Annotated in this window: 20 protein-coding genes; 13 read left to right on the top strand and 7 right to left on the bottom strand. The window is 71.3% G+C overall.

The window, feature by feature from the left end; all coding sequences use genetic code 11:
- Positions 1-109 precede the first annotated feature (109 nt).
- The 3 genes from clpX (at position 110) to OG293_RS03550 (ending at position 3368) form a co-directional block, all read left to right on the top strand.
- A complete protein-coding gene (clpX, locus tag OG293_RS03560) occupies positions 110-1399 on the top strand; it encodes an ATP-dependent Clp protease ATP-binding subunit ClpX (protein ID WP_405997283.1) in 1290 nt (429 codons plus the stop codon).
- A gap of 269 nt (positions 1400-1668) precedes the next feature.
- Complete coding sequence (locus OG293_RS03555) at positions 1669-2502, top strand: GNAT family N-acetyltransferase (RefSeq protein ID WP_405997282.1); 834 nt, start codon at positions 1669-1671, stop codon at positions 2500-2502.
- The gene (locus OG293_RS03550) at positions 2499-3368 is read left to right on the top strand and encodes a lysophospholipid acyltransferase family protein (RefSeq protein ID WP_405997281.1); all 870 of its coding nucleotides are present in this window, start codon (positions 2499-2501) and stop codon (positions 3366-3368) included. The genes OG293_RS03555 and OG293_RS03550 overlap by 4 nt, the downstream gene beginning before the upstream one ends.
- Here OG293_RS03550 and egtD read toward each other — a convergent pair.
- From egtD to egtA, 4 genes are read right to left on the bottom strand one after another with little or no spacing between them, the layout of a single operon-like run.
- Positions 3263-4225 carry an L-histidine N(alpha)-methyltransferase gene (gene egtD, locus OG293_RS03545; protein ID WP_405997280.1) on the bottom strand — a complete coding sequence of 321 codons (963 nt, stop codon included), beginning with the start codon at positions 4223-4225 and terminating at the stop codon, positions 3263-3265. The genes OG293_RS03550 and egtD overlap by 106 nt on opposite strands.
- Entirely contained in the window at positions 4222-4977 is a 756-nt protein-coding gene (gene egtC, locus OG293_RS03540; RefSeq protein ID WP_405997279.1) for an ergothioneine biosynthesis protein EgtC, read from the bottom strand. Before egtC ends, egtD begins: the two co-directional genes overlap by 4 nt.
- Positions 4977-6290 carry an ergothioneine biosynthesis protein EgtB gene (gene egtB, locus OG293_RS03535; RefSeq protein ID WP_405997278.1) on the bottom strand — a complete coding sequence of 438 codons (1314 nt, stop codon included), beginning with the start codon at positions 6288-6290 and terminating at the stop codon, positions 4977-4979. The genes egtC and egtB overlap by 1 nt, the downstream gene beginning before the upstream one ends.
- Positions 6287-7573 (bottom strand): ergothioneine biosynthesis glutamate--cysteine ligase EgtA, encoded by a 1287-nt coding sequence (gene egtA / locus OG293_RS03530; protein ID WP_405997277.1) that lies wholly within the window; start codon positions 7571-7573, stop codon positions 6287-6289. Before egtA ends, egtB begins: the two co-directional genes overlap by 4 nt.
- Before the next feature lie 136 nt (positions 7574-7709).
- Here egtA and OG293_RS03525 point away from each other — a divergent pair, with 136 nt between their 5' ends.
- Complete coding sequence (locus OG293_RS03525; protein WP_405997276.1) at positions 7710-8543, top strand: TIGR02452 family protein; 834 nt, start codon at positions 7710-7712, stop codon at positions 8541-8543.
- Here OG293_RS03525 and OG293_RS03520 read toward each other — a convergent pair.
- On the bottom strand, positions 8528-9046 hold the full coding sequence (locus OG293_RS03520) for a type II toxin-antitoxin system PemK/MazF family toxin (RefSeq protein ID WP_405997275.1): 519 nt from the start codon (positions 9044-9046) through the stop codon (positions 8528-8530). The genes OG293_RS03525 and OG293_RS03520 overlap by 16 nt on opposite strands.
- A gap of 418 nt (positions 9047-9464) precedes the next feature.
- Here OG293_RS03520 and OG293_RS03515 point away from each other — a divergent pair, with 418 nt between their 5' ends.
- From OG293_RS03515 to OG293_RS03500, 4 genes are all read left to right on the top strand, one after another.
- A complete protein-coding gene (locus OG293_RS03515) occupies positions 9465-10487 on the top strand; it encodes a LacI family DNA-binding transcriptional regulator (RefSeq protein WP_405997274.1) in 1023 nt (340 codons plus the stop codon).
- Positions 10488-10634: 147 nt separating this feature from the next.
- Entirely contained in the window at positions 10635-10904 is a 270-nt protein-coding gene (locus tag OG293_RS03510) for a hypothetical protein (protein ID WP_405997273.1), read from the top strand.
- 274 nt (positions 10905-11178) lie between these two features.
- The gene (locus OG293_RS03505; RefSeq protein WP_405997272.1) at positions 11179-13776 is read left to right on the top strand and encodes a S8 family peptidase; all 2598 of its coding nucleotides are present in this window, start codon (positions 11179-11181) and stop codon (positions 13774-13776) included.
- Between the two features lie 196 nt (positions 13777-13972).
- A complete protein-coding gene (locus tag OG293_RS03500) occupies positions 13973-15157 on the top strand; it encodes a thiolase family protein (RefSeq protein ID WP_405997271.1) in 1185 nt (394 codons plus the stop codon).
- A gap of 39 nt (positions 15158-15196) precedes the next feature.
- Here OG293_RS03500 and trxA read toward each other — a convergent pair whose 3' ends face one another.
- Positions 15197-15592, bottom strand: a complete 396-nt coding sequence (trxA, locus tag OG293_RS03495; protein WP_405997270.1) for a thioredoxin — start codon at positions 15590-15592, stop codon at positions 15197-15199.
- A 118-nt stretch (positions 15593-15710) separates the two neighbouring features.
- Between trxA and OG293_RS03490 the strand changes: the two genes are divergently transcribed.
- Entirely contained in the window at positions 15711-17141 is a 1431-nt protein-coding gene (locus tag OG293_RS03490) for a dihydrolipoyl dehydrogenase family protein (protein WP_405997269.1), read from the top strand.
- A 122-nt stretch (positions 17142-17263) separates the two neighbouring features.
- Here the strand turns inward: OG293_RS03490 and OG293_RS03485 are convergent, their stop codons facing one another.
- Positions 17264-18148: a (2Fe-2S)-binding protein gene (locus OG293_RS03485; protein WP_405997268.1), complete on the bottom strand. Its 885-nt coding sequence runs from the start codon at positions 18146-18148 to the stop codon at positions 17264-17266.
- Positions 18149-18355: 207 nt separating this feature from the next.
- Between OG293_RS03485 and OG293_RS03480 the strand changes: the two genes are divergently transcribed.
- The 4 genes from OG293_RS03480 to OG293_RS03465 are packed head-to-tail and all read left to right on the top strand — an operon-like array spanning position 18356 to position 24396.
- A complete protein-coding gene (locus OG293_RS03480) occupies positions 18356-19549 on the top strand; it encodes an acetyl-CoA carboxylase biotin carboxylase subunit family protein (RefSeq protein ID WP_406003491.1) in 1194 nt (397 codons plus the stop codon).
- Positions 19546-21309 (top strand): IucA/IucC family protein, encoded by a 1764-nt coding sequence (locus OG293_RS03475; protein WP_405997267.1) that lies wholly within the window; start codon positions 19546-19548, stop codon positions 21307-21309. The genes OG293_RS03480 and OG293_RS03475 overlap by 4 nt, the downstream gene beginning before the upstream one ends.
- A 58-nt stretch (positions 21310-21367) precedes the next feature.
- Entirely contained in the window at positions 21368-23194 is a 1827-nt protein-coding gene (locus tag OG293_RS03470; protein ID WP_405997266.1) for an IucA/IucC family protein, read from the top strand.
- Entirely contained in the window at positions 23191-24396 is a 1206-nt protein-coding gene (locus OG293_RS03465) for a type III PLP-dependent enzyme (RefSeq protein WP_405997265.1), read from the top strand. The genes OG293_RS03470 and OG293_RS03465 overlap by 4 nt, the downstream gene beginning before the upstream one ends.
- Positions 24397-24411 lie beyond the last annotated feature (15 nt).

Below are 24411 nucleotides of genomic sequence, written 5' to 3'. Positions count from 1 at the left end.
CCGGCGTTGCCGCCCGTTCCGGTTCAAGATACCGTGGCCATTCAGATGATGACGTCATCTGGCCTGGCCGTTTCGAGTGGGCCCGTACCTCTTGAGGAGTCGTTTCAGAGTGGCAGTCATCGGCGACAGAGGCGACCTGCCGACGTGCACATTCTGCGGCAAGACCCAGAAGCAGGTCAGGAGGCTCATAGCGGGTCCGGACAGGCTCTGCATCTGCGACGAATGCGTCGGGCTCTGCACCGAGCTCATCGACGAGGACCGCACCGAGCCCGGCGGCGGTGGGCCATGGGAGCTCCCGACACCGCGCGAGATCCATGACTTCCTCGGGCAGTACGTCATAGGACAGGACACCGCCAAGAAGACGCTGGCGGTGGCGGTCCACAACCACTACAAGCGCATTCGCGCGCGCGTGGGCGGCGGGTCCCTTGCGGAGGATCCGCCCGTCGAGCTCGGCAAGTCCAATATCCTGCTGCTCGGCCCGACCGGCTGCGGGAAGACCCATCTCGTCCAGACGCTCGCCCGCATGCTCGACGTCCCGATGGCGATCGTCGACGCCACGGCGCTCACCGAGGCGGGGTATGTGGGGGAGGACGTCGACAGCATCCTCCTGAAGCTCATCCAGGCCGCCGACAACGACATCCGCAGGGCCGAGACCGGGATCGTCTACATCGACGAGATCGATAAGGTGGCGCGAAAGAGCGAGAACCCGTCGATCACCCGGGACGTGTCGGGGGAGGGCGTCCAGCAGGCGCTGCTCAAGGTTCTGGAGGGCGCGGTCGTGAGCGTGCCTCCGCAGGGCGGACGCAAGCAGCCCCAGCAGGAGTTCATCCAGATCGACACGGCGAACGTGCTGTTCATCGTGGGCGGCGCCTTCGCCGGTCTCGAGGAGATCATCGAGTCGCGGGCCGGAGCCAAGGGCATCGGCTTCGGGGCCACGCACCTTACGCAGGCGGAGCGGGAGGAGCGGGACGTCTTCGCGCAGGTGCTGCCCCAGGACCTCATCGCGTTCGGGCTGATCCCCGAGTTCGTGGGCCGCCTGCCGATGGTGACGAGCGTACGGCCGCTCGACCGCACGGCCCTGATGCGCATCCTCACCGAGCCGCGCAATGCGCTGATCAAGCAGTATCAGCGGCTCTTCGAGATCGACGGCGTCGAGCTGGAGTTCACCGAGGACGCCGTCGGCGCGATCGCCGAACAGGCGCTGCTCCGCCGGACCGGAGCCCGAGCAGCCCGCGCGGTCCTCGAAGAGGTACTGCTGCATGTGATGTACGAGGTGCCGAGCCGGGACGACGTGGCCCGGGTCGTGGTCACCCGCGACACCGTGCTCGACAACGTCAATCCGACCCTGGTGCCTCGTGAGCTGCCGGGCGGCCCGGAGCGCGACGAGCGGTCCGCCTGAAGGGGCAGACCCGGCTTCTTCCCCGTGCCGGGCAAGACCGCCGCCAAGCCCGGCGCGGTCTTCACGGGCGGCTCCGCTCGCCATCCACCGAGCGTTCGGCCGCGCCCATCCTCCGTCGCCCCGCAGGCGCCCCATTCCCCGCCATTCAGCCGTCGCACATCCACTCTCCGCCGGGGTGTCATGTCGAATCCAGCCGACCACGGAAGAAGTAAGGAGCCGGGCCGCCGCACCCGCGGTCCGTCCCCTTCCGTCCGGCACAGGAGACCGTCATGCCCGCATCGCCAGCTGTCGTCCCCGCCCCCCTCAGCGTCCCCGCGCAGCTTGCCGCCCCGCTGCCGGCGCCCGCCCCCGCGTCTCTGGGCGAGGGGGACCACCAGCGCTATGTCGTCTCCCTGGCCCGGGACCAGGCGGACGTACGGGCCGCGCAGCGTCTGCGCCACCAGGTGTTCGCTGGAGAGATGGGCGCACGGCTCGACGGACCCGAGCCCGGCCTCGACATCGACGCCTTCGACGCGTACTGCGACCACCTGCTGGTCCGCGAGGCCGACACCGGCGATGTCGTCGGCACCTACCGGCTCCTGCCGCCGGAGCGCGCCCGGGTGGCGGGTCGGCTCTACTCCGAGACCGAGTTCGACCTGGCCAGGCTCGCTCCGATCCGCGACGATCTCGTCGAGGTGGGCCGCTCCTGCGTCCACCCCCTGCACCGCAACGGCGCCGTCATCGCCCTCATCTGGGCCGGACTCGCCCGCTACATGAGCCGTACCGGGCACAACTGGCTGGCCGGCTGCTGCTCCATCCCGCTCGCCGACGGCGGCACGCTGGCCGCGGCCACCTGGGACACGGTCAGGGCCAGGAACCTCGCCCCCGAGGAGTACTGGGTCACCCCGCACAAGCTCTGGAACCCCGACTCCGTCGCCCGGCCCGAGGGCCGCACAGAACTGCCCGCCCTGCTCCGCGGCTATCTGCGGCTCGGCGCATGGGTCTGCGGAGCCCCCGCCCACGACCCCGACTTCGGCGTGGCGGACCTCTACGTACTGCTCTCGCTGCGCCGCACCAACCCCCGCTACCTGCGCCACTTCCTCTCCCTCGCCCCGGTGCGATGAGCGTCTGGCTGCCCAGTGCGCCCTGCACCCCGCGGGGCTGTGCCACCCACCCGGGACCGGCGGCGGGCTCGCTCCAGGTGGCCGCCCGGCTCCTTGCGGGGACGCTGACCGTGCTTGCCGGCCTCCTGCTCGGGCCGGTGGTCGCGCTCGCCGCGACGGTGCTCGGGAGACGGTTCCGGCATCTGATGACCCGCAGCTGGGCCCGTGCGGTGGTCCGTGCCTTCGGCGTACGCATCAGGATCGTCGGCCGCCCCCAGGGCCCCGGGGCGACTCTCGTCGTCGCCAACCACATCTCCTGGCTGGACATACCACTGATCGCCGCGGCCCTGCCCGGACGGATGCTGGCCAAGAGCGAAGTCCGGCGCTGGCCGGTGCTCGGGCCGCTCGCCGCACGCGGCGGCACGTTCTTCGTGGAGCGGGACCGGCTCCGTGCGCTGCCCGGCACCGTCCGCGAGATGGCGGCGGCCATGAGCGGCGGCGCCAGGGTCATCGCCTTTCCCGAGGGATCCACCTGGTGCGGCCGTGCCCAGGGCCGTTTCAGGCCGGCCGTCTTCCAGGCGGCGCTGGACGCGGGTGCCGCAGTGCAGCCGGTGGCGATCAGCTATCTGCCCACGGGCGCCGCGGCCTTCGTCGGTGAGGACTCGCTGACCGCCTCCCTGTGGCGGGTCGCGGCGGCCGGAGGGCTCGCCGCGGAGATCCGGCTGCTGCCCGTCATCCCCGCTTCGAGTTTCCCCGACCGCCGTTCACTGGCCCGTGCCGCTCAGCGGGCTGTTGCCAGGGACAGCGCGAACCTGCCCTCCGTGTCCGTCCACCAGTTCGTCAGCTCCAGCCCGGAGGCGGCCAGTTCCGCCCGTACACCCTCCTGACGGAACTTCGCCGACACCTCCGTGCGCATCTCCTCGCCCGCTGCGAAGGGGACCACGAGGTCCAGTTCGGGGATTTTCACGGTCAGCGCGGAGCGGGCCCGCAACCGCATCTCGATCCACTCCCGCTCGCTGTTCCACAGCGCCACATGATCGAAGTCGTCGGGGTCGACGTCGGCGTCGAGCTCCCGGGCGATGACGGAGAGCACGTTCTTGTTGAAGGCGGCCGTCACGCCCGAGGCGTCGTCATACGCCCGCACCAGCACCTCCTCGTCCTTCACCAGGTCGGTGCCGAGCAGAAGCGCGTCACCGGGGTCCATCAGGGTGCGCACGGAGCGCAGGAACACCGCGCGCTCGTCCGGCAGCAGATTGCCGATCGTGCCGCCGAGGAAGGCGATCAGCCGCGGCCCCGGCGTGCCGGGCAGGGTGAGACCTCGGGTGAAGTCGGCGATCAGGGCATGGACATGGAGCGAGGGCCGCTCGGCGAGCAGCGACCTGGCCGCGCCCGCCAGTGCGCTCTCGCTCACGTCGACGGGCACATAGCTCTCCAGCGCGCCGAGCTCGTCCAGCAGATGCCGGGTCTTCTCCGAGGAGCCCGAGCCCAGCTCCACCAGGGTGCGGGCCCCGGTCGCCGCGGCGATCTCGGACGCGCGGGCGAGCAGGATCTCGCGCTCCGCCCGGGTCGGGTAGTACTCGGGGAGCCGGGTGATCTCCTCGAAGAGCTCGCTGCCGCGTGCGTCGTAGAACCACTTGGGCGGCAGGGTCTTGGGCGTTCGGGTCAGCCCGTTCAGCACATCCGCGCGCAGAGCGGCGTCGGTGGCGTCCTCGGGCAGGGTTCGGGTCAGCAGGTACGGGCTCACGCGGGTGGCTCCTTGAGCGGGGTCAGAAGGACATCGGTGCGGGTCGCCGCCAGCAGGGTGCGGTCGGGGACCTCGCGCCAGTGCGGATCGTCGTCGTACGGCTCCGAGGCCACGACCGTGCGGCGCCCGGGCTCGGCGAGATACGCGAGGCTGTCCCCCCACGCCGTCGCGGCGACCGTCTCGCCGTCGGTGAGGAGCAGATTGAGCCGGGAGTCCGGCGCGAACGCGGCGACCTCGCGGACCGTGTCGGCCAGTGCCTGGCCCATCTCGTCGCCGTCCCGCAGCCGGTGCAGCACCAGGGCCCACACCAGCGCGGAGTCGCAGCGGGCCTCCAGAGAGAGCAGTTCGGCCGGGGGCAGGGTCGCGGCGAGCGGGGCGAGGGCCGCGGGCCAGCCCTTCACCGCGCCGTTGTGGCTGAACAGCCACGGTCCGGCGGCGAACGGCGCAGCCGCCGCCTCACCGTCGGCACCCGCCTCGGTGGCATCCCGCACGGCGGCGAGCAACGCGCCGCTGCGGACCACCCGGGCGAGATCCGCGAAGGAGAGATCCGCCCAGATGGGGCCCGGCCGGCGGTACCGGGCGGGTACGGGATCGTCCTGCGCGTACCAGCCGACACCGAATCCGTCGGCGTTGACCGTTCCGTAGCGCTGCCGGCGCGGCGCCCAGGACTGCCGGAACAGACCGTGGACGGGCTCGACCAGGAGCCGCCCGAGCGGCAGCTCGGGTCCGAGGTAGGCGATGTGCCGGCACATCAGGACCGCTCCCCGTGTACGGCTGCGTCCCGTGCCGTACGGAACCCGGAGAATATCTGCCGGCGCACCGGAAGGTCCCAGTTGCGGAACGTGCCCCGGCAGGCCACCGCGTCGACGGCGAACGAGCCGCCGCGCAGCACCTTGTGGGCGCTTCCGAAGAACACCTCGGAGTACTCGCGGTAGGGGAAGGCCGCAAAGCCCGGGTAGGGAAGGAAGTCGCTCGCCGTCCACTCCCAGACATCGCCGATCAGCTGTCGTACGCCGAGCGGCGACTCTCCCTCCGGATAGCTTCCGGCGGGGGCGGGGCGCAGATGGCGCTGGCCGAGGTTGGCATGTGCCGTGGAGGGATCGGCGTCGCCCCACGGGAAGCGGCGCGAGCGGTCCGACGCCGGATCGTGGCGCGCCGCCTTCTCCCACTCCTCCTCCGTGGGCAGCCGGCGCCCCGCCCAGCGGGCATATGCGTCGGCCTCGTACCAGCTCACATGCAGCACCGGCTCGTCCATGGGCACCGGCTCGGTCACTCCGAACCGCCGGCGCAGCCACTGGCCGCCGTCGCGTCGCCAGAACAGCGGCGCGCCGATGTCGTGCTGCCGGATCTGGTCCCAGCCCTCGGCCGCCCACCAACGGCGGTCCCCATAGCCGCCGTCCTCGATGAAGGCGATGTACGCGCCGCAGGTCACGGGCATGGTGTCGAGGAAGAACGCCGGTACCGTCCGCTGGTGCGCGGGCCGCTCGTTGTCCAGCGCCCACGGCTCGGTCGACGTGCCCATGGTGAACGGTCCGCCGGGGACGAGGACTTCGGCCGGCAGACCTTCCGCGCTGCCGGCCGCAGGCTCGGGCGCGGTGAGAGCCGCCGGGCCCTTGCGCAGCTGATGGGTGATGAGCATCGTCTCGTCGTGCTGCTGCTCGTGCTGGGCGATCATCCCGAAGGCGAACGCGGAATCGACGAGTCGACGGCCCTCCAGTGGCGTGGACTCAAGGATGTCGAGGACGCGCCCGCGCACGTCGGAGGCGTAGGTGCGCGCCTCGGCGGGGGCCAGCAGCGGCAACGTGGGCCGCAGGGCCCGCGGATGTTCAAAGGCGTCGTAGACGGAGTCGATCTCGGGCCGCAGCGCCTCACGGCCGCCGACCGTGCGCAGCAGCCACTGCTCCTCCTGGTTGCCGATGTGCGCCAGGTCCCAGACCAGCGGGGACATCAACGGCGAGTGCTGGGCCGTCAGTTCATGGTCGTCGACGCACTCCGTGAGAGTGGCGGTGCGGGCTCGGGCGGTGGTGAGCGCGTCCAGGGCAAGGCGCCGGAGGTCTTCGGTCATGTGCTCGGTTCCTTCCTGAGACCCCCCGGGGAGGGAATCCGCAGGTCGTCGGCGGGACATCGGCCCCGCAGTACATGGCGCTCGTTGAAGTCGGCGACCGCGTCCCGCACGGCGTCGGACGCACCGATCCGGGGGAGTGCCTCCAGGGCGGTGGCGAAGCAGATCACGGCGGCGGCGTGCAGCTCGGGGTCGGCCAGTGCGTGACGGGCGGCGTTGGCCCACAGCGGATTGCGCGGTGCGCGCAGCGAACCGGCGTACTCCGCCAGGGGTTTCACCGCGCGGTAGACCGTCTCCGCGGCCTCGGCGTCGTCGAACAGCGCGGTGGTGACGGCGAGCGGCACCAGCCACCCGTCGTCGCCGGACTGGGCGTCGATCATGCGCAGTTCGAGATGTCCACGCGGTCTTGTGGGCGGAAAGAGGGTGGTCAGGTGGTAGTCGAGATCCTCGCGGGTCGGCGGGCGCGGGCTCCTGGAACTCAGCCACTGCCGGAACGTCAGGCCGGCGGGCAGCTCCCACGCCCCCTCGGTCCTGCGGACGCACATCACCGGGGCGTCCAGCGCGTGGGCGGCCCAGGCGGCACGCGGCTCCATGTCCAGTACGGGTGACATGGGCCGTACGTCGTCGAGCGCGGCCCACACGGCCTGCCGCGTCGAGCGCCATCCGGTGTAACGCCCTTCCTGCGCCGGGGAGTTCGCGAAGGCCGCCATCAGCACCGCGCCCAGCAGATGCGCCAGCTGCCAGCGCCTGCCGTGGCCGAGCGGTCCCGGCTCCTCCTCGCCCGCGTCCAGACACACCTGGATCGAGGCCGAACTGCACATCATGGCGCGCCCGGACGGACCCGTCCGGTCGAAGTACGCCTCCATGGCGTCATAGCGGGGTTCGTGGAGCAGTCGGCGCGGCGGGTGCCAGGGGTCGAGGCCGAATCCGCTGAGGGTCAGGCCTGCCGGGCGGAGGACCGCGCGTACGGCGTCGAGATCGGCGGCTGTGGAGTCGATGCACTCCATCAGCGAGGCGGCGGGGAGCGAGCTGAGCTCCAGCTGGCCACCTGGCTCGAAGGTGAGGGCCGAATTCAGTTGTAGCGAACGTACCTGCTCATGTGCCTCGGTGAGGCGGTCGGGGGGGACGGGGCGGCGCTCGGGCCGGTCCAGCTCATGTACGAGCCATTCGACCTCGACCCCTACGGTTCGGGGCGGACCGGTCTTGAAGCAGATACATCGCAGCAGATCCTCCGCTTCGTCCAGATCTATCGGCCGGCCATAGTCACCGGCATCCGGTGGGTGCATGATCAGTTCCTCCTGCTCGAAGGCACTCTGCCAACCTAAGGCCACGGCCGCGGGTTCGCACAAGAGTGCCCGTGTTGTTCGTGGGACGTAAGAAATCCGATTGCCGCGCAGGCCGGCTCCGCCGACGATGTCCGCCATGAGTGCACGACTGCGGGGGATCGCGAAAGAAACCGAAGAGATCGTTGCGAGGGGCCACTATCCGGCCCCGGACGGCCGGAAAGTGGACATCGGGCGGGACGTGGCCGCCGCACTGGCCGGTACGCGGATGTACGGACCCGGGCCGCTGGACATCACCCCGGACACCGATCGCACGACATCCTTCGAAGTCACGGGCGAGAGCAGCACCCAAGCGGCCCGTCGGCTGACCGCGGCGGACACCGCGCCCGTCGCCGCCTTGAACTTCGCCTCGGCACGCAACCCCGGCGGTGGCTTTCTGAACGGCGCGCAGGCGCAGGAGGAGGCGCTCTGCCGGGCCTCAGCGCTCTATGCCACGCTGCTGCGCGCCCCGGAGTTCTACGCACACCACCGTGCTGACCGCAGCCCGTTCTACTCCGACCGGGTGATTCACTCGCCGGCGGTCCCGGTCTTCCGTGACGACCGTGGGCGGCTCCTCGACACGCCGTACACGGTCGCCTTTCTGACCTCACCCGCGCCGAACGCCGGAGTGATAGCAGCCCGCACCCCCGACCAGGCCCACCGTGTCCCCGCCGCCCTTTCCTCCCGTGCCGAGCGGGTCCTGGAGACGGCCGCGGAACACGGCTACCGGCGGCTGGTGCTGGGAGCCTGGGGCTGCGGGGTCTTCCGCAACGCCCCCGGCGTCGTCGCGGCGGCCTTCCACGCCCTGCTCACCGGCAGCGGCCGGTTCGCGGGCCAGTTCGAGCAGATCGTCTTCGCCGTACTGGACCGTACGGACGAGGGACCCACGCTCGCGGCCTTCCGCGGGACGTTCGCCGGTCAGCTCCAGCCGTAGCGCTCCCGCAGCCGTTCCACGACCGTGTCGAAGCGCGGCCGGTCGAGCGCACACGCCTCGCGGCGCATCCCGTCCTCGTGCACCCGCAGAACCCGGTCCAGATCGACCCACGACTCGCGTCCGGCCCTGTCCCAGGGCCCGACGCCGATCGGCACCCACTCGTGGTCCCGGTCGTGGCGCTTGCTGGACAACTGGACGGCGAGCAGTGTGCCGCCCTCCTCGCGGGCCACCACCAGGACGGGACGGTCCTTGCCGCGTCCGTCGTTCTCCTCGAACGGCACCCATGTCCAGACGATCTCGCCCGGGTCGGGATCGCCGTCGCGGTCGGGGGCGTAGGAGGTGGCTACCGGGCCGGCCTCGACGGGATCGGCCTCGGTGGTGGCCGAGGGGCCGGTGCGGCCCGGCAGGTCGGCGGTGCCGTCGGATGCGTCAGGGAAGCTCGTCACCCGCCCCACGGTAGGACCTGGCCGTTCCGGGCCCGCAGGGCGGGTGTCCGCACTCATTCCTTCGGCTCGTCCTTCACCCGCCTCCGCGAGACCCTTCGCCCTCACCGAGGCCGCCACCGCGAGTCCGCGGGCCTGGTTCGCCTTCGCGCCGCCTTGTCCCGCTCCGCCTGAGAGCCGGCCCGCAGGATCTCGCTGTCCCGCGTCGCCTCCGACATCTTGGCCCGCAAGGACATGACGCACGCGAAGCCGTCACGATGCAGGACGCGACCCGCGCCGTACGCACGTCGAAGCGGCGTCCGGCGAGCAGAGCGGCATGCTCCCCACAGACGAGTGCACCGGGTCGGCGAGCGCCATGTCGGTGCCTTTCAGCAGTGGCACACGGTAGGTCTTCGACCGTGAGCACGGCCCTGCGGCACCGCTTTCCGGCCATCCGCCGGAGCCTGTGCGGAACTGTTCTGGAAAGATGCCGAGCGCGATGAGCCAGCCACCCGAACAGTCCGCAGAACGCTCCGTTCCGACCAGCGCCGATGTCGCCCGGCTGGCCGGAGTTTCCCGGGCCACGGTTTCGTACGTGCTCAACAACACCACTGCCGTACGGATCAGTGAGCCCACCCGCCGCCGGGTGCGCGAGGCCGCCGAAGTGCTCGGCTATGTACCCCACGCGGCTGCCCGCAGCCTGCGCGCCGGGCACACCCGCATGGTGCTGCTGCCCACCGCGCACGTCCCGGCGGGACCCCTCTACAGCCGCTTCTTCAACGAGCTCCAGTGGGCACTGCGCCGCCTCGACTACACCGCCGTGCAGTACGGCAGCCTCGGTCTCGGCGGGGACGAGGCCGCCCGCGCCTGGGCCGAACTGCGCCCCGTGGCCGTCGTCTCCCTCGGCGAGGTCGCGCTCACCCCGCACGGTGTCGAGGTGCTCAAGCGCTCCGGTGCGAAGGCCGTCATCACGCTCGGACCGCGCCCCGTCGAAGGCGCCCACTCTCTCGTCATGGACCAGAGCGAGATCGGCGCCTGCGCGGTGGCCCATCTGGTGGAGCGGGGCCGGCGCGCCATCGGTGTCGTCATGCCCGAGGAGCCGGGCATGAAGATCTTCTGCGAGCCGCGGCTGGAGGGCGCCCGGCGCGCCGCGGCGGGGGACGGCGCCCGCGTCGAGCCGCTGCCCCTCGCGTACGACGAGAACTCGGCCGCCGCGCTCGCGGACAGGTGGCGCACGATCGGTCTGGACGGTGTGTACGCGTACAACGACCAGTACGCGATGCTGCTGATGCGCGCGCTCCAGGACGCGGGCATCGGTGTGCCGGCCGAGACCGCGGTCGTCGGAGCGGACGATCTGCTGCTCGGTAAGCTGCTCCGGCCGCGGCTGAGTACGGTCCAGATCGACATGGTGACCGGCCAGCGCCTGGCCGAACTGGTGGACCGTGTGGTGCGCGATCCCGGCGCCGGGCCGGTCACGCAGGATCTGATGGGTGCGCGGGCCCTGCGCCGGGAGTCCAGCTGAACGAGCCCGGCTGATCGGGTCCGGCTGATCGAGCCCGCCTCAATGAGCCCCCCTGAATGAGCCCGGTCGAACGGATCGGCTGAAGCGTCGCGCCTTCGCACGCATGACGACGTGCGGGCCGGGCCGGGCCTGTCTAGCGTCGCTTGCATGAGCACAGATCCGCAGCGCTTCGAGATCCTGCTGGTGCCCGAGCACGTCCAGGGCAGGGACGGTGCGACGTCGGCCGCGAGTGCCCTCCGCTCGGCCGTCGTGGTGGCCACCGGCCGGATCGGATCCTCCGGCTATCCGCACTACGCGGGTGAGGGCGTTGAAGCCGACATCGACCCGGCGACACGCACCGTCGAGTCACTGTTGGTCGACGGGACGGAGCTGGACTACGGGCTCTCGGTGAGAGTCGTCGACCCACGGGACAGCTGACGCCTCGCCATTCCCGTGAAGTCGCCGTGGTTTCATCACCATTGGCCAATGATTTGGCTGATGCTGCGGTTTTCCGGGATTTTTCCTTTGGGCCCTTCCCAGGGCCGTTCCCCGCGGCATATTTTGCTGGCGGGCAGTGCGTGCGCCGGAGTGCCGTCATTAATTCGCCAGGGGGGCGATTTCCTGAGATCCGTGCGCGCCGCGGCCGTACGCCGCTTCGACCTGTGTCGGCGAGCTTCGACGTACGCGGAATTTAGCGAACCAGGGGGAAATCATGCCTGCCCATTCCGGACGCAATGCTGTGGCCCGTGAGGAGAGCGACCTCTTCTACACCGACAAGATCAGCTCACGACGCCGGTCCTTCGTTCCGAGTTCCACAGAGGCGGTCATCACCTTCCATGACCGGCCGAGCGAGGCCGAGGCCGACGCGGTGATGCGGGCGACCCCGTTCACGGTCAGTGCCGGTATCAATCTCGACCGCGGCTTCGCGGCGGTCGAGACCGCGGAGAGTGACCTGACCACGCAGATGCCGGCGGCCCTGGCGTGCGACGGGGTCGCCAACGCCATTCCCGTCATGATCGACGACGAGGGTCTGCCGCGTCACTTCCTGCCCGACGAGCTGACGGTCCAGTTCGCCGACCATGTGAGCGAGGAAGAGGCGGAGGGCGAGATCGCCCGGTTCGGCAGCCGTGTGATCACCAGGCAGCGGACGCCCGGCTACTTCACCATCGCCGTTCCCGAAGGCCGCGGTCTGTTCGACGTCATTCGGGACATCGGCGCGCACAAGGACGTGCTGTTCGCTGAACCGAGTGAGGTCAGCTTCAACAGCGCCGTCCTCCAGCGCCCCGACGACGCCGACTTCGGTCTGTTGTGGGGGCTGGACAACACCGGCCAGACGGTGAACAAGACCGCCGGGACGGCCCATGCGGACATCGACGCGCTGCTCGCCTGGGACCTGGGGCTCGGCAGCCCGGACGTCGTCGTCACGGTCATCGACACCGGCGCCGACCTGGACCACGAGGACCTCCGGGCGAACATCCTGCCGCGCGGTGCCGAGGACTGGGACTTCGCGGACGCGGGCGATCCCTCCCCGGAGGACGCCGACGGCCACGGTTCGCACGTGGCGGGCACGGCCGCCGCGGTCGGCAACGAAGCAGGGGTGATCGGCGTCGCCCCCGGCTGCCGCATCATGCCGCTGAGGGTGGACCTCGGCACGGGCATGAACGCGAACCGCGCGGACGCGATCAACTATGTCGCGCAGCAGGCGGCCGGCCATCCCGACCGCCGCTATGTGGTCAACTGCAGCTGGCGGATGAACGGCGACCACACCGGAGTGCACAACGCCATCGTCAACGCCGTGAAAAGCAACGTCGTCATCGTCTATGCCGCGGGCAACGAGGGCCGGAACATCGACCAGGTCCCCCAGTATCCGGCCGTCTACCCCGAAGTCATCGCGGTCGCCGCGACCGACCAGGACGACCGCAGGGCATCGTTCTCCAACTTCGGCCGCGCGGTCGACGTGTCCGCCCCCGGCGTCAACATCCACTCGGCCTACAGCGGCGGCGGATACCGCCTGCTCGACGGCACATCGATGGCCTCCCCGCACGTGGCCGGGCTCGCCGCGCTCGTCTGGTCACAGAACCTGAACCTCACCAACCGGCAGGTGCGCGCCGCGATCGAGACGACGTGCGACAACGTCGACGCCGCCAATCCTGGTCGGGCCGACCTGCTCGGCCACGGCCGGATCAACGCCTTCCAGGCGCTCGCGTCGCTGGCGCCGCTGCACTGGGCGGGCAAGGGAGTCACCGCCTTCGGACGGGACCTCTCCGGCAATCGCAAGTCTCTGTACTGGACCGGCTCCGGCGGCCGTCTGACCCAGCTCTGGGACGCGGCCGGCTGGCAGGTCGACCACCCGGCAGAGCTCGCGGGGTTCGAGGATCTCCGTTTCCAGGGTCATCCCACGGTCTTCGCGCGGGACCTCGCCCGGAATCTGAAGTCCTTGTACGCGACCACCGACGACGGCCGTCTCGCGCAGATCTGGGACCACGACGGCTGGAACCTCGACTTCCCCGCCGAACTGGCGGCCGGGCAGGGTCTGCGCTTCCGCGGCAGTCCGGCTGTCTTCCCGCGCGACCCCTGCCTCAACCTCAAGTCCCTGTACGCGACCACGGTGGAGGGCGCTCTTGCGCAGATCTGGGACGACCACCAGGGCTGGCATCTTGATTTCCCGGCGGAACTGGCCGGAGCGCCGGATCTCCGGTTCCAGGCGGACCCGGCCGTCTTCTCCAGGGACCCGGACCGCAATCTCAAATCCCTCTACGCGCTCACGTCCGACGGCCGCCTTGCGCAGATCTGGGACGACCACCAGAGCTGGCATTTAGATTTCCCCGCAGAGCTCGCCGGATTCTCCTCCATCAGGTTCCAGGGAAGTCCGGCGGTTTTCCCCAGGGATCCCGTGCGCAATCTCAAATCCCTCTATCTGACGACCACGGACGGCCGCCTCGCGCAGGTCTGGGACGATGAGGGCTGGCATCTTGATTTCCCCGCCGAGCTGGCCGGGCAACACAATCTGCGTTTCCTCGGCACCCCGGCCGTCTTCCCGCGCGACCCCTTTCGGAACCTCAAGGCCGTCTACGCCACCACGACGGACGGCCGACTGACCCAGATCTGGGACCACCACGGCTGGAATCTCGACCATCCGGCCGAACGCGCAGGCTTCCCGGAGTTGCGTTTCCAGGGCAGCCCGGCCGGGTTCGGAAGGGATCTCGCCCGGAATCTGAAGTCCTTGTACGCGGTCACCATCGACGGGCGCCTCGCGCAGATCTGGGACCACAACGGGTGGAACGTCGACTTCCCCGCCGAGCAGGTGTGACCGTCGGTGGCCGCTGCGGCTGCCCGGCTCTCACACCGTGGCCGCGGTCGGTGCGGCGGCGGCATCCGGGGGCTCCTTCTGGGCAGCCGTTGACAGCGGGCGATGCCCGGCAGAGACTCGGGCAGGCAGTCAATGATGAACCATAGTTCACTGGGCGAACAACCCGCTGTGCTCGGCCAAGCTTGGGAGAGTTCCGATGACCATCCGCGACGTCTACATCGTCGACGCCGTCCGCACGCCGATCGGCAAGTTCGGGGGAGCGCTCTCCCCCGTACGCCCCGACGACCTGGCCGCGCACGTCGTCAGGGCGCTCGTGGACCGCACTCCCGAGCTCGACCCGGTCCGTATCGACGATGTCGTCTTCGGCGACGCCAACGGCGCCGGGGAGGACAACCGCGATGTGGCCCGCATGGCCGTCCTGCTCGCCGGCCTGCCGGTCACCGTCCCGGGTGTCACCGTCAACCGTCTCTGCGGCTCCGGACTGGAGGCCGTCATCCAGGCGGCCCGCGCCATCGCACTCGGCGACGCGTCGATCGCCGTCGCCGGCGGTGTCGAGTCGATGTCCCGCGCCCCGTGGGTGCTCCAGAAGCCCGAGCGTGCTTTCCCCGCCGGTCACCAGCAGCTGTACTCGACGACGCTGGGCTGGCGGATGACCAACCCGAAGATGCCCGCCGAGTGGACTGTCCAGCTCGGCGAGGGCGCCGAACTCATCGCCGACAAGCACGGCATCACCCGCGACCAGCAGGACGCATTCGCGCTCGCCAGCCACCAGAAGGCCGCCGAGGCATGGGCCAAGGGGCTCTACGACGGTGAGGTCGTCGCGTACGAGGGTGTGGAGCTCCCGCGCGACGAATGCATCCGCGACACCACGTCCATGGAGGCGCTCGCCAGGCTGAAGCCGTCCTTCCGCAAGGACGGCACGGTGACGGCGGGCAATGCCTCACCGCTGAGCGACGGTGCCGCCGCCCTTCTCCTGGTCGACGAGGAGGGGCTGCGGGCCACCGGCCGTGAGCCGCTGGCCCGGATCCGGGCCTCGGCGGTGACCGGCGTCGAGCCGCATCTCTTCGGGCTCGGCCCGGTGGAGGCGGTGAGGCGGGCGCTGGCGAAGGCGGGCAGGTCCTTCGCCGATCTCACCACGTTCGAACTGAACGAGGCGTTCGCGGCCCAGTCGCTCGGCTGTCTCGCCGAGTGGCCGGGCCTGGACCCGGCGGTGGTCAACCCGCGCGGCGGGGCCATCGCGATCGGCCACCCGCTCGGAGCGTCGGGTGCCCGGCTGGCCGGCGCGGTCGCTCACCAGCTGGCGGCAGCCGGTTCGGGAACCGGCGTCGCGGCGCTGTGTATCGGTGTCGGCCAGGGGCTGGCCCTGGTCCTGGAGCGCTGAGCCGGCCGGCGTCCGCACCGGCCGGCCGCAGCCGTCTTCTCAGGCCTCCGTCGGGGCTTCGGCCCCGGCGGCACCGCTCCGGGCTTCCTCGATCGACTTGCGGACCTGGTCCATGTTCAGCGCGCGCGCCTGACCGATCACATCCTCCAGCGCGGCCTCGGGCAGCGCGCCGGGCTGGGCGAAGACCGCGACGTTGTCGCGGACGATCATCAGCGTCGGGATCGAGCGGATCTCGAAGGCCGCCGCGAGCTCCTGCTGAGCCTCCGTGTCGACCTTCGCGAACACCAGGTCCTGGTGGCGCTCGGCGGCGCCCTCGTACACCGGGGCGAACTGCCTGCACGGGCCGCACCAGGAAGCCCAGAAGTCGATCAGGACAAAGTCGTTCTCGCTCACGACCTGATCGAAGTTTTCCTTGGTGAGCTCAACAGTGCTCATGACGTGCTACCTCTTCCTGACGTCCGACGGACTCGCCCCGGACAACGGTGCCCGGGGCCGTGCTATTCCTGCCCCTGCCCCTGTGGCCAGGTCGCACACCCGGGACCAGACTGTCCCTATGACGGAACCTGTGGAGTACGACGTTGTGGTGCTGGGCGCGGGTCCGGTGGGGGAGAACGTGGTGGACCGCACTCGGGCCGCGGGCCTGAGCACCGCTGTCGTGGAGAGCGAGCTGCTCGGCGGTGAATGTTCGTACTGGGCGTGTATTCCCAGCAAGGCCCTGCTCCGGTCCGCGATCGCCCGCGCCGACGCCCGCCGTGTCCCGGGTCTGCGCCACTCTGTGCAGGGGCCGCTGGACGCCGAGGCGGTCTTCGCCCATCGTGACGAGTACGTCGGCCACTGGAAGGACGACGGCCAGGTCGGCTGGCTGGACTCGATCGGTGCCCGCGTCTACCGCGGGCACGGCAGACTGCGCGGCCCGAAGACGGTCCGCGTCGACGGTCCCGAGGGCGAGCACCATGTACTGACCGCCCGGCATGCCGTGGTCGTGTCGACCGGCAGCCGGGCCGTGCTGCCCGACATCCCGGGTCTGGTCGGCGCGAAGGCATGGACCAGCCGCGAGGCCACCAGCGCCCACAAGGCGCCCGGGCGGCTCGCGATCGTCGGCGGCGGAGTCGTCGGTGTGGAGATGGCCACCGCCTATCAGGCGCTCGGCTCCCAGGTCACCCTGCTCGTACGCGGCGGGGGAGTGCTGCCCCGGATGGAACCCTTCGTCGGCGAGCATGTCGTCGAGGCGCTGACCGAGGCCGGCACCCACGTCCGTACCCGAACGAACGTCGCGTCCGTCGAGCGGATGGGCGGCACCGGGCCCGTCACGCTCGTCCTTGACGACGGCGAGCGGATCGAGGCCGACGAGGTCCTCTTCGCCACCGGCCGGGCCCCGCGCACCGACGACGTCGGCCTGGAGACGGTCGGCCTCGAACCCGGCGCATGGCTGTCCGTCGACGACAGCTGCCGGGTCGAGGGCAGCGACTGGCTCTACGCGGTCGGCGATGTGAACCGGCGCGCTCTCCTCACCCACCAGGGCAAGTACCAGGCCCGGATCGTCGGCGCGGTCATCGAGGCACGGGCACAGCGCGTCCCGTTGCTGGAGACCGACCGCTGGGGCAAGCACTCCGCCACCGCCGACCACGCTGCCGTCCCGCAGGTCGTCTTCACCGACCCGGAGGCCACGGCCGTCGGCCTCTCCCTCGCCGAGGCCGAGGCGGCAGGGCACCGGGTCCGCGCCGTCGACCACGACCTGGCGTCGGTGTCCGGTGCGGGACTGTACGGCGACGGCTACCGCGGCCACGCGCGGATGGTGGTGGACCTGGACCGCGAGATCCTGCTCGGGGTCACGTTCGTGGGACCCGGCGTCGGCGAGCTGCTGCACTCGGCGACGGTGGCGGTCGCGGGCGAGGTGCCGATCGAACGCCTGTGGCACGCGGTACCCGCGTTTCCGACGATCAGCGAGGTGTGGCTGCGGCTTCTGGAGGCGTACCGCGGCTGATCGTGGGTCAGGCCACGGCAGCGCCACGAAGGGTGCAGGGGGCCGCTGTACGAATCTGCCGGCAGGCAGGACCAGTGCCGGTTCTTCGTCCGTGGCTCCGACGGCCGTGTCGTCAACCCCCGTCACCCCACCGGGGCCGACCCCTGCGCGGGCGGGTCACCCTGGAGCCGGCACAGCCGCTCCGTGTCGCAGGTGCGCGGGCAGGTCCCGCATGCCTCGGCCGGGCGGATCGTGTAGTAGAGGCAGCAGCCGATACGGGTCCGGGTGGGGTAGGCCTGCCCGTCCCGGCCCGCCAGCCGACGGAAGTCCGCGCCGCCGGGGAACGGCGGCACGGGCCCCGGCAGCAGTTCGCCCGCCGTCCGTACGGCCCGCTCCTCCTCGCCCAGCACCCGGCCGAGGTACCAGATGCCCGAGATCAGGTCGTCGCCCGCCATGCCCCACAGCGCCCGCGGCCCGCGTCGCGCCTGCGGGCCGATCGCGGTGAGCAGCGGTTCCATGTGGTCGGCGAACGCGGCGCGCAACTCGGCCCGCAGCGCCTCCTCGTGGGGCAGCACCCGCACGCCGGGCAGCCCGGCCGCCGGGTCGTCGGGAAGGCAGGCGAAGCCGCCGGGGACGATGCCGAACGCGCCCGTGGTGAGGCTGATCCTGATGTCGCGCGGCCGGATCCGCGGCACGCGCCGCTCCAGGTACCAGGGGCCGCTCATCAACAGGCCGACGGACCAGAGGTAGTCGTGCAGCGCGCGTGAGGCGACGACATCCCGCCGCGCGGTGTGTGCGTGTGTCTTCTCGATGCGCCACGCCTCGGCGTCGAGGAAGGCGTCGAGGAATTCCGGACGCTCCGCCAGTTCGGCGCCGTCAGCCCACCCTTGGGCTGCCGGGGGCCCGGGCGCCACGATGTCCATGTGCAGCGGCGCGCACATCTCGGTCAGCCGCCGATAGGCCGAGCCGAGCAGGGCCGAGCAGCTCACTCCGGGTCCGGCCAGTGGTTCTGCCGGGGCCAGGGTCACGGGTACTCCTCACACACCAGAAATGATCACAGGGGATAAGGCAAGGCTCACCTTAACCACATCGGCGCTCGCTGCCGCGAATCAGGGTCGCGCCGTGGCGAATTGACAGAGTTAGGTATGCCTAACTTAGGCTCCCGTTTCGTGTCCCGGAACACTTGGGTCACCCATTCGGCCGATTTCGGCCTCGCGCGCGGAAGTGAACCCTTCATGCAGATGTACCTGCTTGCCCTCAAGCCGACCGACTCGGTCACCGAAGGGTTCCTCCCCGCCGCCCGCCGACTCGGACTGAGCGTCACCCTGCTCACCGACCAGCCGGCCGCTCACCGGGCGACCGGCGCGGACATCGAGATCCTCGACTGCGACGTGCGTGACTTCCGCGCTGTCATCGGCCGGATCTCGGCCCACCGGCCCCCGGACGCCGTCTTCACCAACAGCGACCATCTCCAGACCCAGGCCGCCCTGGCCGCCGGCTACTTCGGACTGCCCGCCAAGAGCTGGCAGGCCGCGCTGCGCACCAAGGACAAGGCCGAGATGCGCCGTACCCTCGCCGCCCACGGCATGGGAGACGTCCGGTCGGCGGAGATTCTCGCCGGGCAGGACCCGGACACGGCCGTGGCCGCTATCGACGTGCCGTACCCGTGTGTCGTCAAGCCGCGCGAGGGCGTGGCCAGCGAGGACGTCGTCCTGGCCGAGGGACCCACGGAACTGGTGGAGCGGTGCAAGGAGATCCGGGAGCGCCGGCCGCACGCGGCACTCGTCGTCGAGGAGTACCTGCCCGGCGAGCTGTTCACGCTGGAGACGCTCGGCGACGGACGTCTCCTCCATGTCCTGGGGGGCTTCCGCACAAAGCTCTCCCCGCCGCCGTACTTCATCGAGGAGCGCCTCACCTTCGTCCCGGCCCACCCGGAGCCCGTCCGCGCACAGATTCTTCGCCGGCTGGACGCACTCGGCGTCGGATTCGGGGCCTGTCACACCGAGTTCGTCGTGCACGAGGGACGGGCGCGCATCATCGAGGTCAACTACCGCGCCATAGGCGACCAGTGCGACCTGCTCCTCGCCGAACTCCTGGGCACGGAGCTCTTCGAGCACATCCTCCGAACCCATCTGGGCGAGCCCCTGCCGGCGGTCCTCGGGGCCCGTACCGACGGCGCGGCCCGCCTCGACTACCCGTGCGCGGACCGCGCCGGAACCCTCACGGCCGCGCCCGCGCCGGCCGAACTGACTGTCGACGGCGTCCGGTTGACCTACCGGCCGCTGCGAGCGGTGGGCGAGCGGCACGAACTCCACCACACCAACCGCGATCTGCTCGGAGTCGTACGGGCCACAGGCGACGACCAGGAGAGCGTGGACCGTGCCGTGACCGCCTTCGTCGCCGCACACCGCTGGGAGATCACGCCGTGACGGTGAAGGACGCGCCCATCGGGCGGGACCTCCTGCTGAGCGTGCTCGGCGCACTGCTGCGCGAGGATGCCGTCGGCCTGCGCACCCGTACCACTGAGGTCGAGCGCCCGGACGGGAGCTGGCTGCGCCTGGACACGGGAGACGGGGACGCGCTCCTGCTGCCCGTACGCGAAGACGGATTCCAGTACGAGAAAACGGCCCGCCTGCCGCTGCTGCTCCGTGAGTCGGACGGAAGGGAACTGGCCACCACGGAAGACATCCTGGACGCGCTGGGCGCACTCGCGGATCCGGCGGACCGCGCCGGCTTCACCGCGTTCGCCGACGAATGCCGGGAGGCGCTCGCGGCCCTGCGACTGCACGCCGCCACGCACGACGAGGTCATGGCGATGCTCACCGCCGCGCACGGCAGCGATCCCGCGGACTGGAGAGGCCTCGCGGGCGGACTTGCCCATGACACCCTCGCGGCCCGCCACGACCACCCCGTCTACCCCACCGCGCGCGGGCGCCTGGGGCTCACGGCGAACCAACTGCGGTCCTACGCACCGGAGTTCCACCCCCGGTTCCCCCTGCGCTGGCTCGCCGTCCCCAAGGACGCGGTCACCCGCCACGGTGCGATTCCCACGTCGGACCCGGCCGGTCCGTGGCCGCTGCCGTCCGCCCTCGGCCTGCCGGAGCTCGACTCCACCCACATCGCCCTGCCCGTCCATCCGCTGACCGTGGGCGCTCCGCTGCGGGACGCGCTGCGCGCCACCGGACTCGAAGACCGCGCCGTGCTGTCCGAACGCGCGTACCTGCAAGCCGTACCGACGCTGTCGATGCGGACCGTAGCCCTCGCCCAGCACCCCCGCATCCATCTCAAGCTGCCCTTGGCCACCGCCACCCTGGGCCTGCTCAACCGGCGCACGATCAAGCCCGGCACCCTCCTCGACGGCGCCGCGACCCAGCGCCTGCTGGAGACGGTCCTCGCCCGCGAGCGCCGCTTCCACGGCAGCATCCTGCACGCCGACGAGACGGCGTTCGCGCACGCGGGCCACGAGCTGCTCGCCGTGCTTCTACGGCGCTGCCCGGCAGGTCTGGACGACGCCGTCGTCGTACCGATGGCGGCCCTGCTGAGCGAGGCCCCCGGCGGGCGACTTCTCATCGACCACCTCGCCGACCGCTTCCACGGCGGTGATCCGCTCGCCCTGCTCGACTCCGTACTGACCCTGCTCCTGGACTGGCAGACGACACTCTTCGGATACGGCATCGCGCTGGAGTCCCACCAGCAGAACATCTCCCTGGTCCTGGACACGCACGAGGCAAGGGTCCGGACCAGGCTGCTGTTCAAGGACAATGACGGACCGCGCATCAACAGCGTCCGGATGCGCGCGGCCCTCGGCGCGGAGACGCCCGGCCCTTCTGCGTTCGACGACAGGCGGATACTCGGTGAGTGCGACCGGCCGGTCGTCGACCTGTTCACCACCATCACGGTCCATCTGTGCGCGGGCGCGTACGCCTTCGGGCTCGCCCGCCACGGCCGCGCCCCGCTCGGACGGTTGCTGGCGCTCGTCCGCGACCGGGTCGCCGAGGCCGTGGCGCGGCTCGGGACAGAGCCCGGGAAGCCCGGCGCGGTCCTGCGCGAACACCTGCTGGACGCACCCCGCCTGCCCGTCAAAGCGATGGTGACCGCGGGCACGCTCCTGACCAAGGCCCGCTCGGGCGCATCCGACATCAACAAGCACTACACCACCGGCCCCAACTACCTGTTGCGGGGCGGGTGACCGGCGACGGCCCGGTACACCACCCACCCTGTCGCTCGCCGCATCGCTGGAGCCGTTGATGTCACAGCCCACGGGCACCGCGCCCGCCCGTCCCGCCGCACCCACCCCTTGCGCGCCCACCGCGCTGCCCACCGCCGACGAGGCGGTCGCACACACCCTCCTCAACTGTCTGCTCCGCGAGGTCTGCGGCCCGGACCACGGGAGCGCCGTCATCGACGGCCGCCTGCTGCTGCGGCTGCCCCGCCGCGGAGTGCTCCTGCGGGTCGCCCTGCGCCGTACGTCCCTCATCGGGGCCCACCGCTTCAGGGGCCCGGTCGCCGAGGAGACGGACGACGGCTGGTCCGAGATCGGCTGGCGCCGCCTCGCCGAACACATGCATGCCGAGCTCTCGCTCCGAACCGGTGTCGCCAACGACGAATTCCTGGCGCAGGTCGCCGCGAGCCACCAGGGGGTGCGCGCCGCACTGGCCGCGCCCCGGCCCGCGACCGGCATGGACCCGCTCGCCACCTACGTGGCGTCCGAGCAGTCGCTCAAGCTCGGTCACCGCTTCCACCCGACGCCCAAGGCCCTCGGCGGCGACCGGGGCGCATGGTCCGCGTACGCCCCGGAGGCGGGAGCCGTGTTCCCCCTGCGGATGCTTGCCGTGCGCGAGCAGCTGATCGCCGAGGAGTCGGCCGAACCAGGTGCCACAGACCCGCTGGACCGGCTGCACCCGGTGCCGCCGGGCTTCCGGCTGCTGCCCGCACATCCCTGGCAGTACCAACTGCTGCACGGACACACAGCGGTGCGGGACGCTCTCGCCCGCGGCGACATGCTCGACCTGGGGCCGGGCCACACGCGCTTCGCGGCAACCGCGTCCGTACGCACCCTCTACGACGGCGAGACGTTCCTGAAGTTCAGCCTCAACGTCCGCATCACCAACTGCCTCCGCAAGAACGCCAGTTACGAACTCTCCGGAGCCGTCGCCCTCACCCGGGCGCTCGCACCGGCCCTGGACGACCTGGCCACCCGCTGTCCCGGCACCGGCGTACTGCGTGAACCCGCCTACCGCAGCCTCGCGATCCCCGGCCCCGACGGCCGGCCGGACCCGCGGCTCCTCGAAGGTTTCGGCGTGATCGTCCGCGAAGGGCTCACCGGCCGTCTGCTGCCCGGCACCACGCCGCTGCTCGCCGGCGCCGTCGGCGACGAGTACCCCACGGGACCCGCCCACATCTCCCGGCTCCTGCCCGACACGGACCCCCGAACGGCCCTTGGATGGTGGCGGGACTATCTGGCGCTGCTGATCCCGCCCGTCCTCGCCGCCTACTTCGACCACGGCCTCGTCCTCGAACCACATCTGCAGAACGTCCTCGTGGGCGTCGACGCCGACGGGCGGCCCTCCCAGGTCTTCTTCCGGGACCTGGAAGGCACCAAGCTCGTCCCCGAGCACCACGCCGCCACGCTCGCCGCGCTGCCGCCCGACGTCGCGGGCCCGCTGACGTACGACGCGGGGCGCGGCTGGGACCGCGTCGTCTACTGCCTCCTGGTCAACCATGTCTCCGAGGTGCTCGGCGCGCTCGCCGATCTCCACCCGGAGAGCGAACCCGCCCTGTGGTCCGAGGTCCGCCGCACGCTCCGGGCGTACGCCGACACACACGGCTGCCCGCCCCGCCTCGGCGCGCTGCTGGCCGGCGCCCCGCTGCCCGCCAAAGCCAATCTGCTCACCCGCTGGCGGCGCACCGCCGACCGTGAGGCGGGCTATGTCCGTCTCCGCTCTCCGCTCGCCGCGGACGTGCCGTCCGGCGTGGACCGCGGCGACGCGGCAGACCTCGCCGACAGCCGGGCGCGGGCGCGTCGCGCCCACAGCCCGGCCCGTCGCACCGACGACGTCCGGAGCTCCCGATGACCGCCCCCACCGCTTCCGTACGCGACCGCGTCCGCTCGCTGCCGTCCGAGAGCCTGCCCGCGTATGTGTACGACCTCGCCGCGCTCCGCGGGCATGCCGCGTCCGTCCGGTCGGCGCTGCCCCGGAGCATCGAGCTGTACTACGCGGCCAAGGCCAACCCGGAACCGGAGATCCTCTGCGCGCTCGCCCCGTACGTCGACGGCTACGACGTCTCCTCGGGCGGAGAACTCGCCCACGTCCGCAAGGCCGTTCCCGGCCGTCCGCTGGCCTTCGGCGGCCCGGGGAAGACGCCCGCCGAGATCGACACCGCGCTGGACCTGGGCGTCGAGCGATTCCATGTGGAGAGCCTGTACGAGCTCCGGATGCTGGCGCAGCTCGCCTCCCGGCGGTCCCGCGACACACCTCTGGGCGTGCTGCTCCGCTTCAACCTTCCCCTGGCCGAGGGATCGCTGGAGGCGAGCGCCCTGTCCATGGGCGGACGGCCCACGCCGTTCGGTCTCGACCCGGCTCAGGCGGACCAGGCCGTCCGCATGCTCACGGACGGCACAAGCGCGCGGCTGGAACTGCTCGGCGTCCACACCCATCTGGCCAGCGGCCTCAACGCCCCGCAGCAACTCGCCGCCGCCGAATCCGTCGTGGCCTGGACCGTGGACCTCGGCGCCCGGCACGGCATCCGCCTGCGCGAGGTGAACGTCGGCGGAGGCATGACCGTGGACTACGCGGCCCCTCGGACCCGGTTCGACTGGGCCGCCTACGGCGCGGGCCTCGGTGCTCTGGCCGCCGCACACCCCGGCCTGACGCTGCGGATCGAGCCGGGCCGGGCACTGAGCGCGTACTGCGGCTGGTACGCCACGGAGGTGCTGGATGTGAAGCCGAGCCACGGCGAGGAGTTCGCGGTGGTCCGCGGCGGCACGCACCATCTGCGAACCCCGGCGACGAAGGGCCACGACCAGCCCTGCACCGTCCTGCCGGTGCACGCCTGGCCCCACCCCTGGCCGAGGTCCGAGGCCCGGCGCGAGCAGGTCACCGTGGCCGGCCAGCTCTGCACACCGAAGGACGTACTGGCCCGGGGGGTCCCGGCCGCCGGCCTGCGCGCCGGTGACCGCGTGGTGTTCGCGCTGGCCGGGGCGTACGCCTGGAACATCTCCCACCATGACTTCCTGATGCATCCCCGGCCCGGCTTCCACTTCCTCGACGCATGAGCGCCCCGGGGGCGG

This window comes from Streptomyces sp. NBC_00829 (assembly GCF_045161795.1).
In the GTDB taxonomy this organism is placed as follows: domain Bacteria; phylum Actinomycetota; class Actinomycetes; order Streptomycetales; family Streptomycetaceae; genus Streptomyces.
The sequence above is the reverse complement of the archived record's forward strand: the minus strand, read 5'-3'. Positions and strand labels throughout refer to the sequence as shown.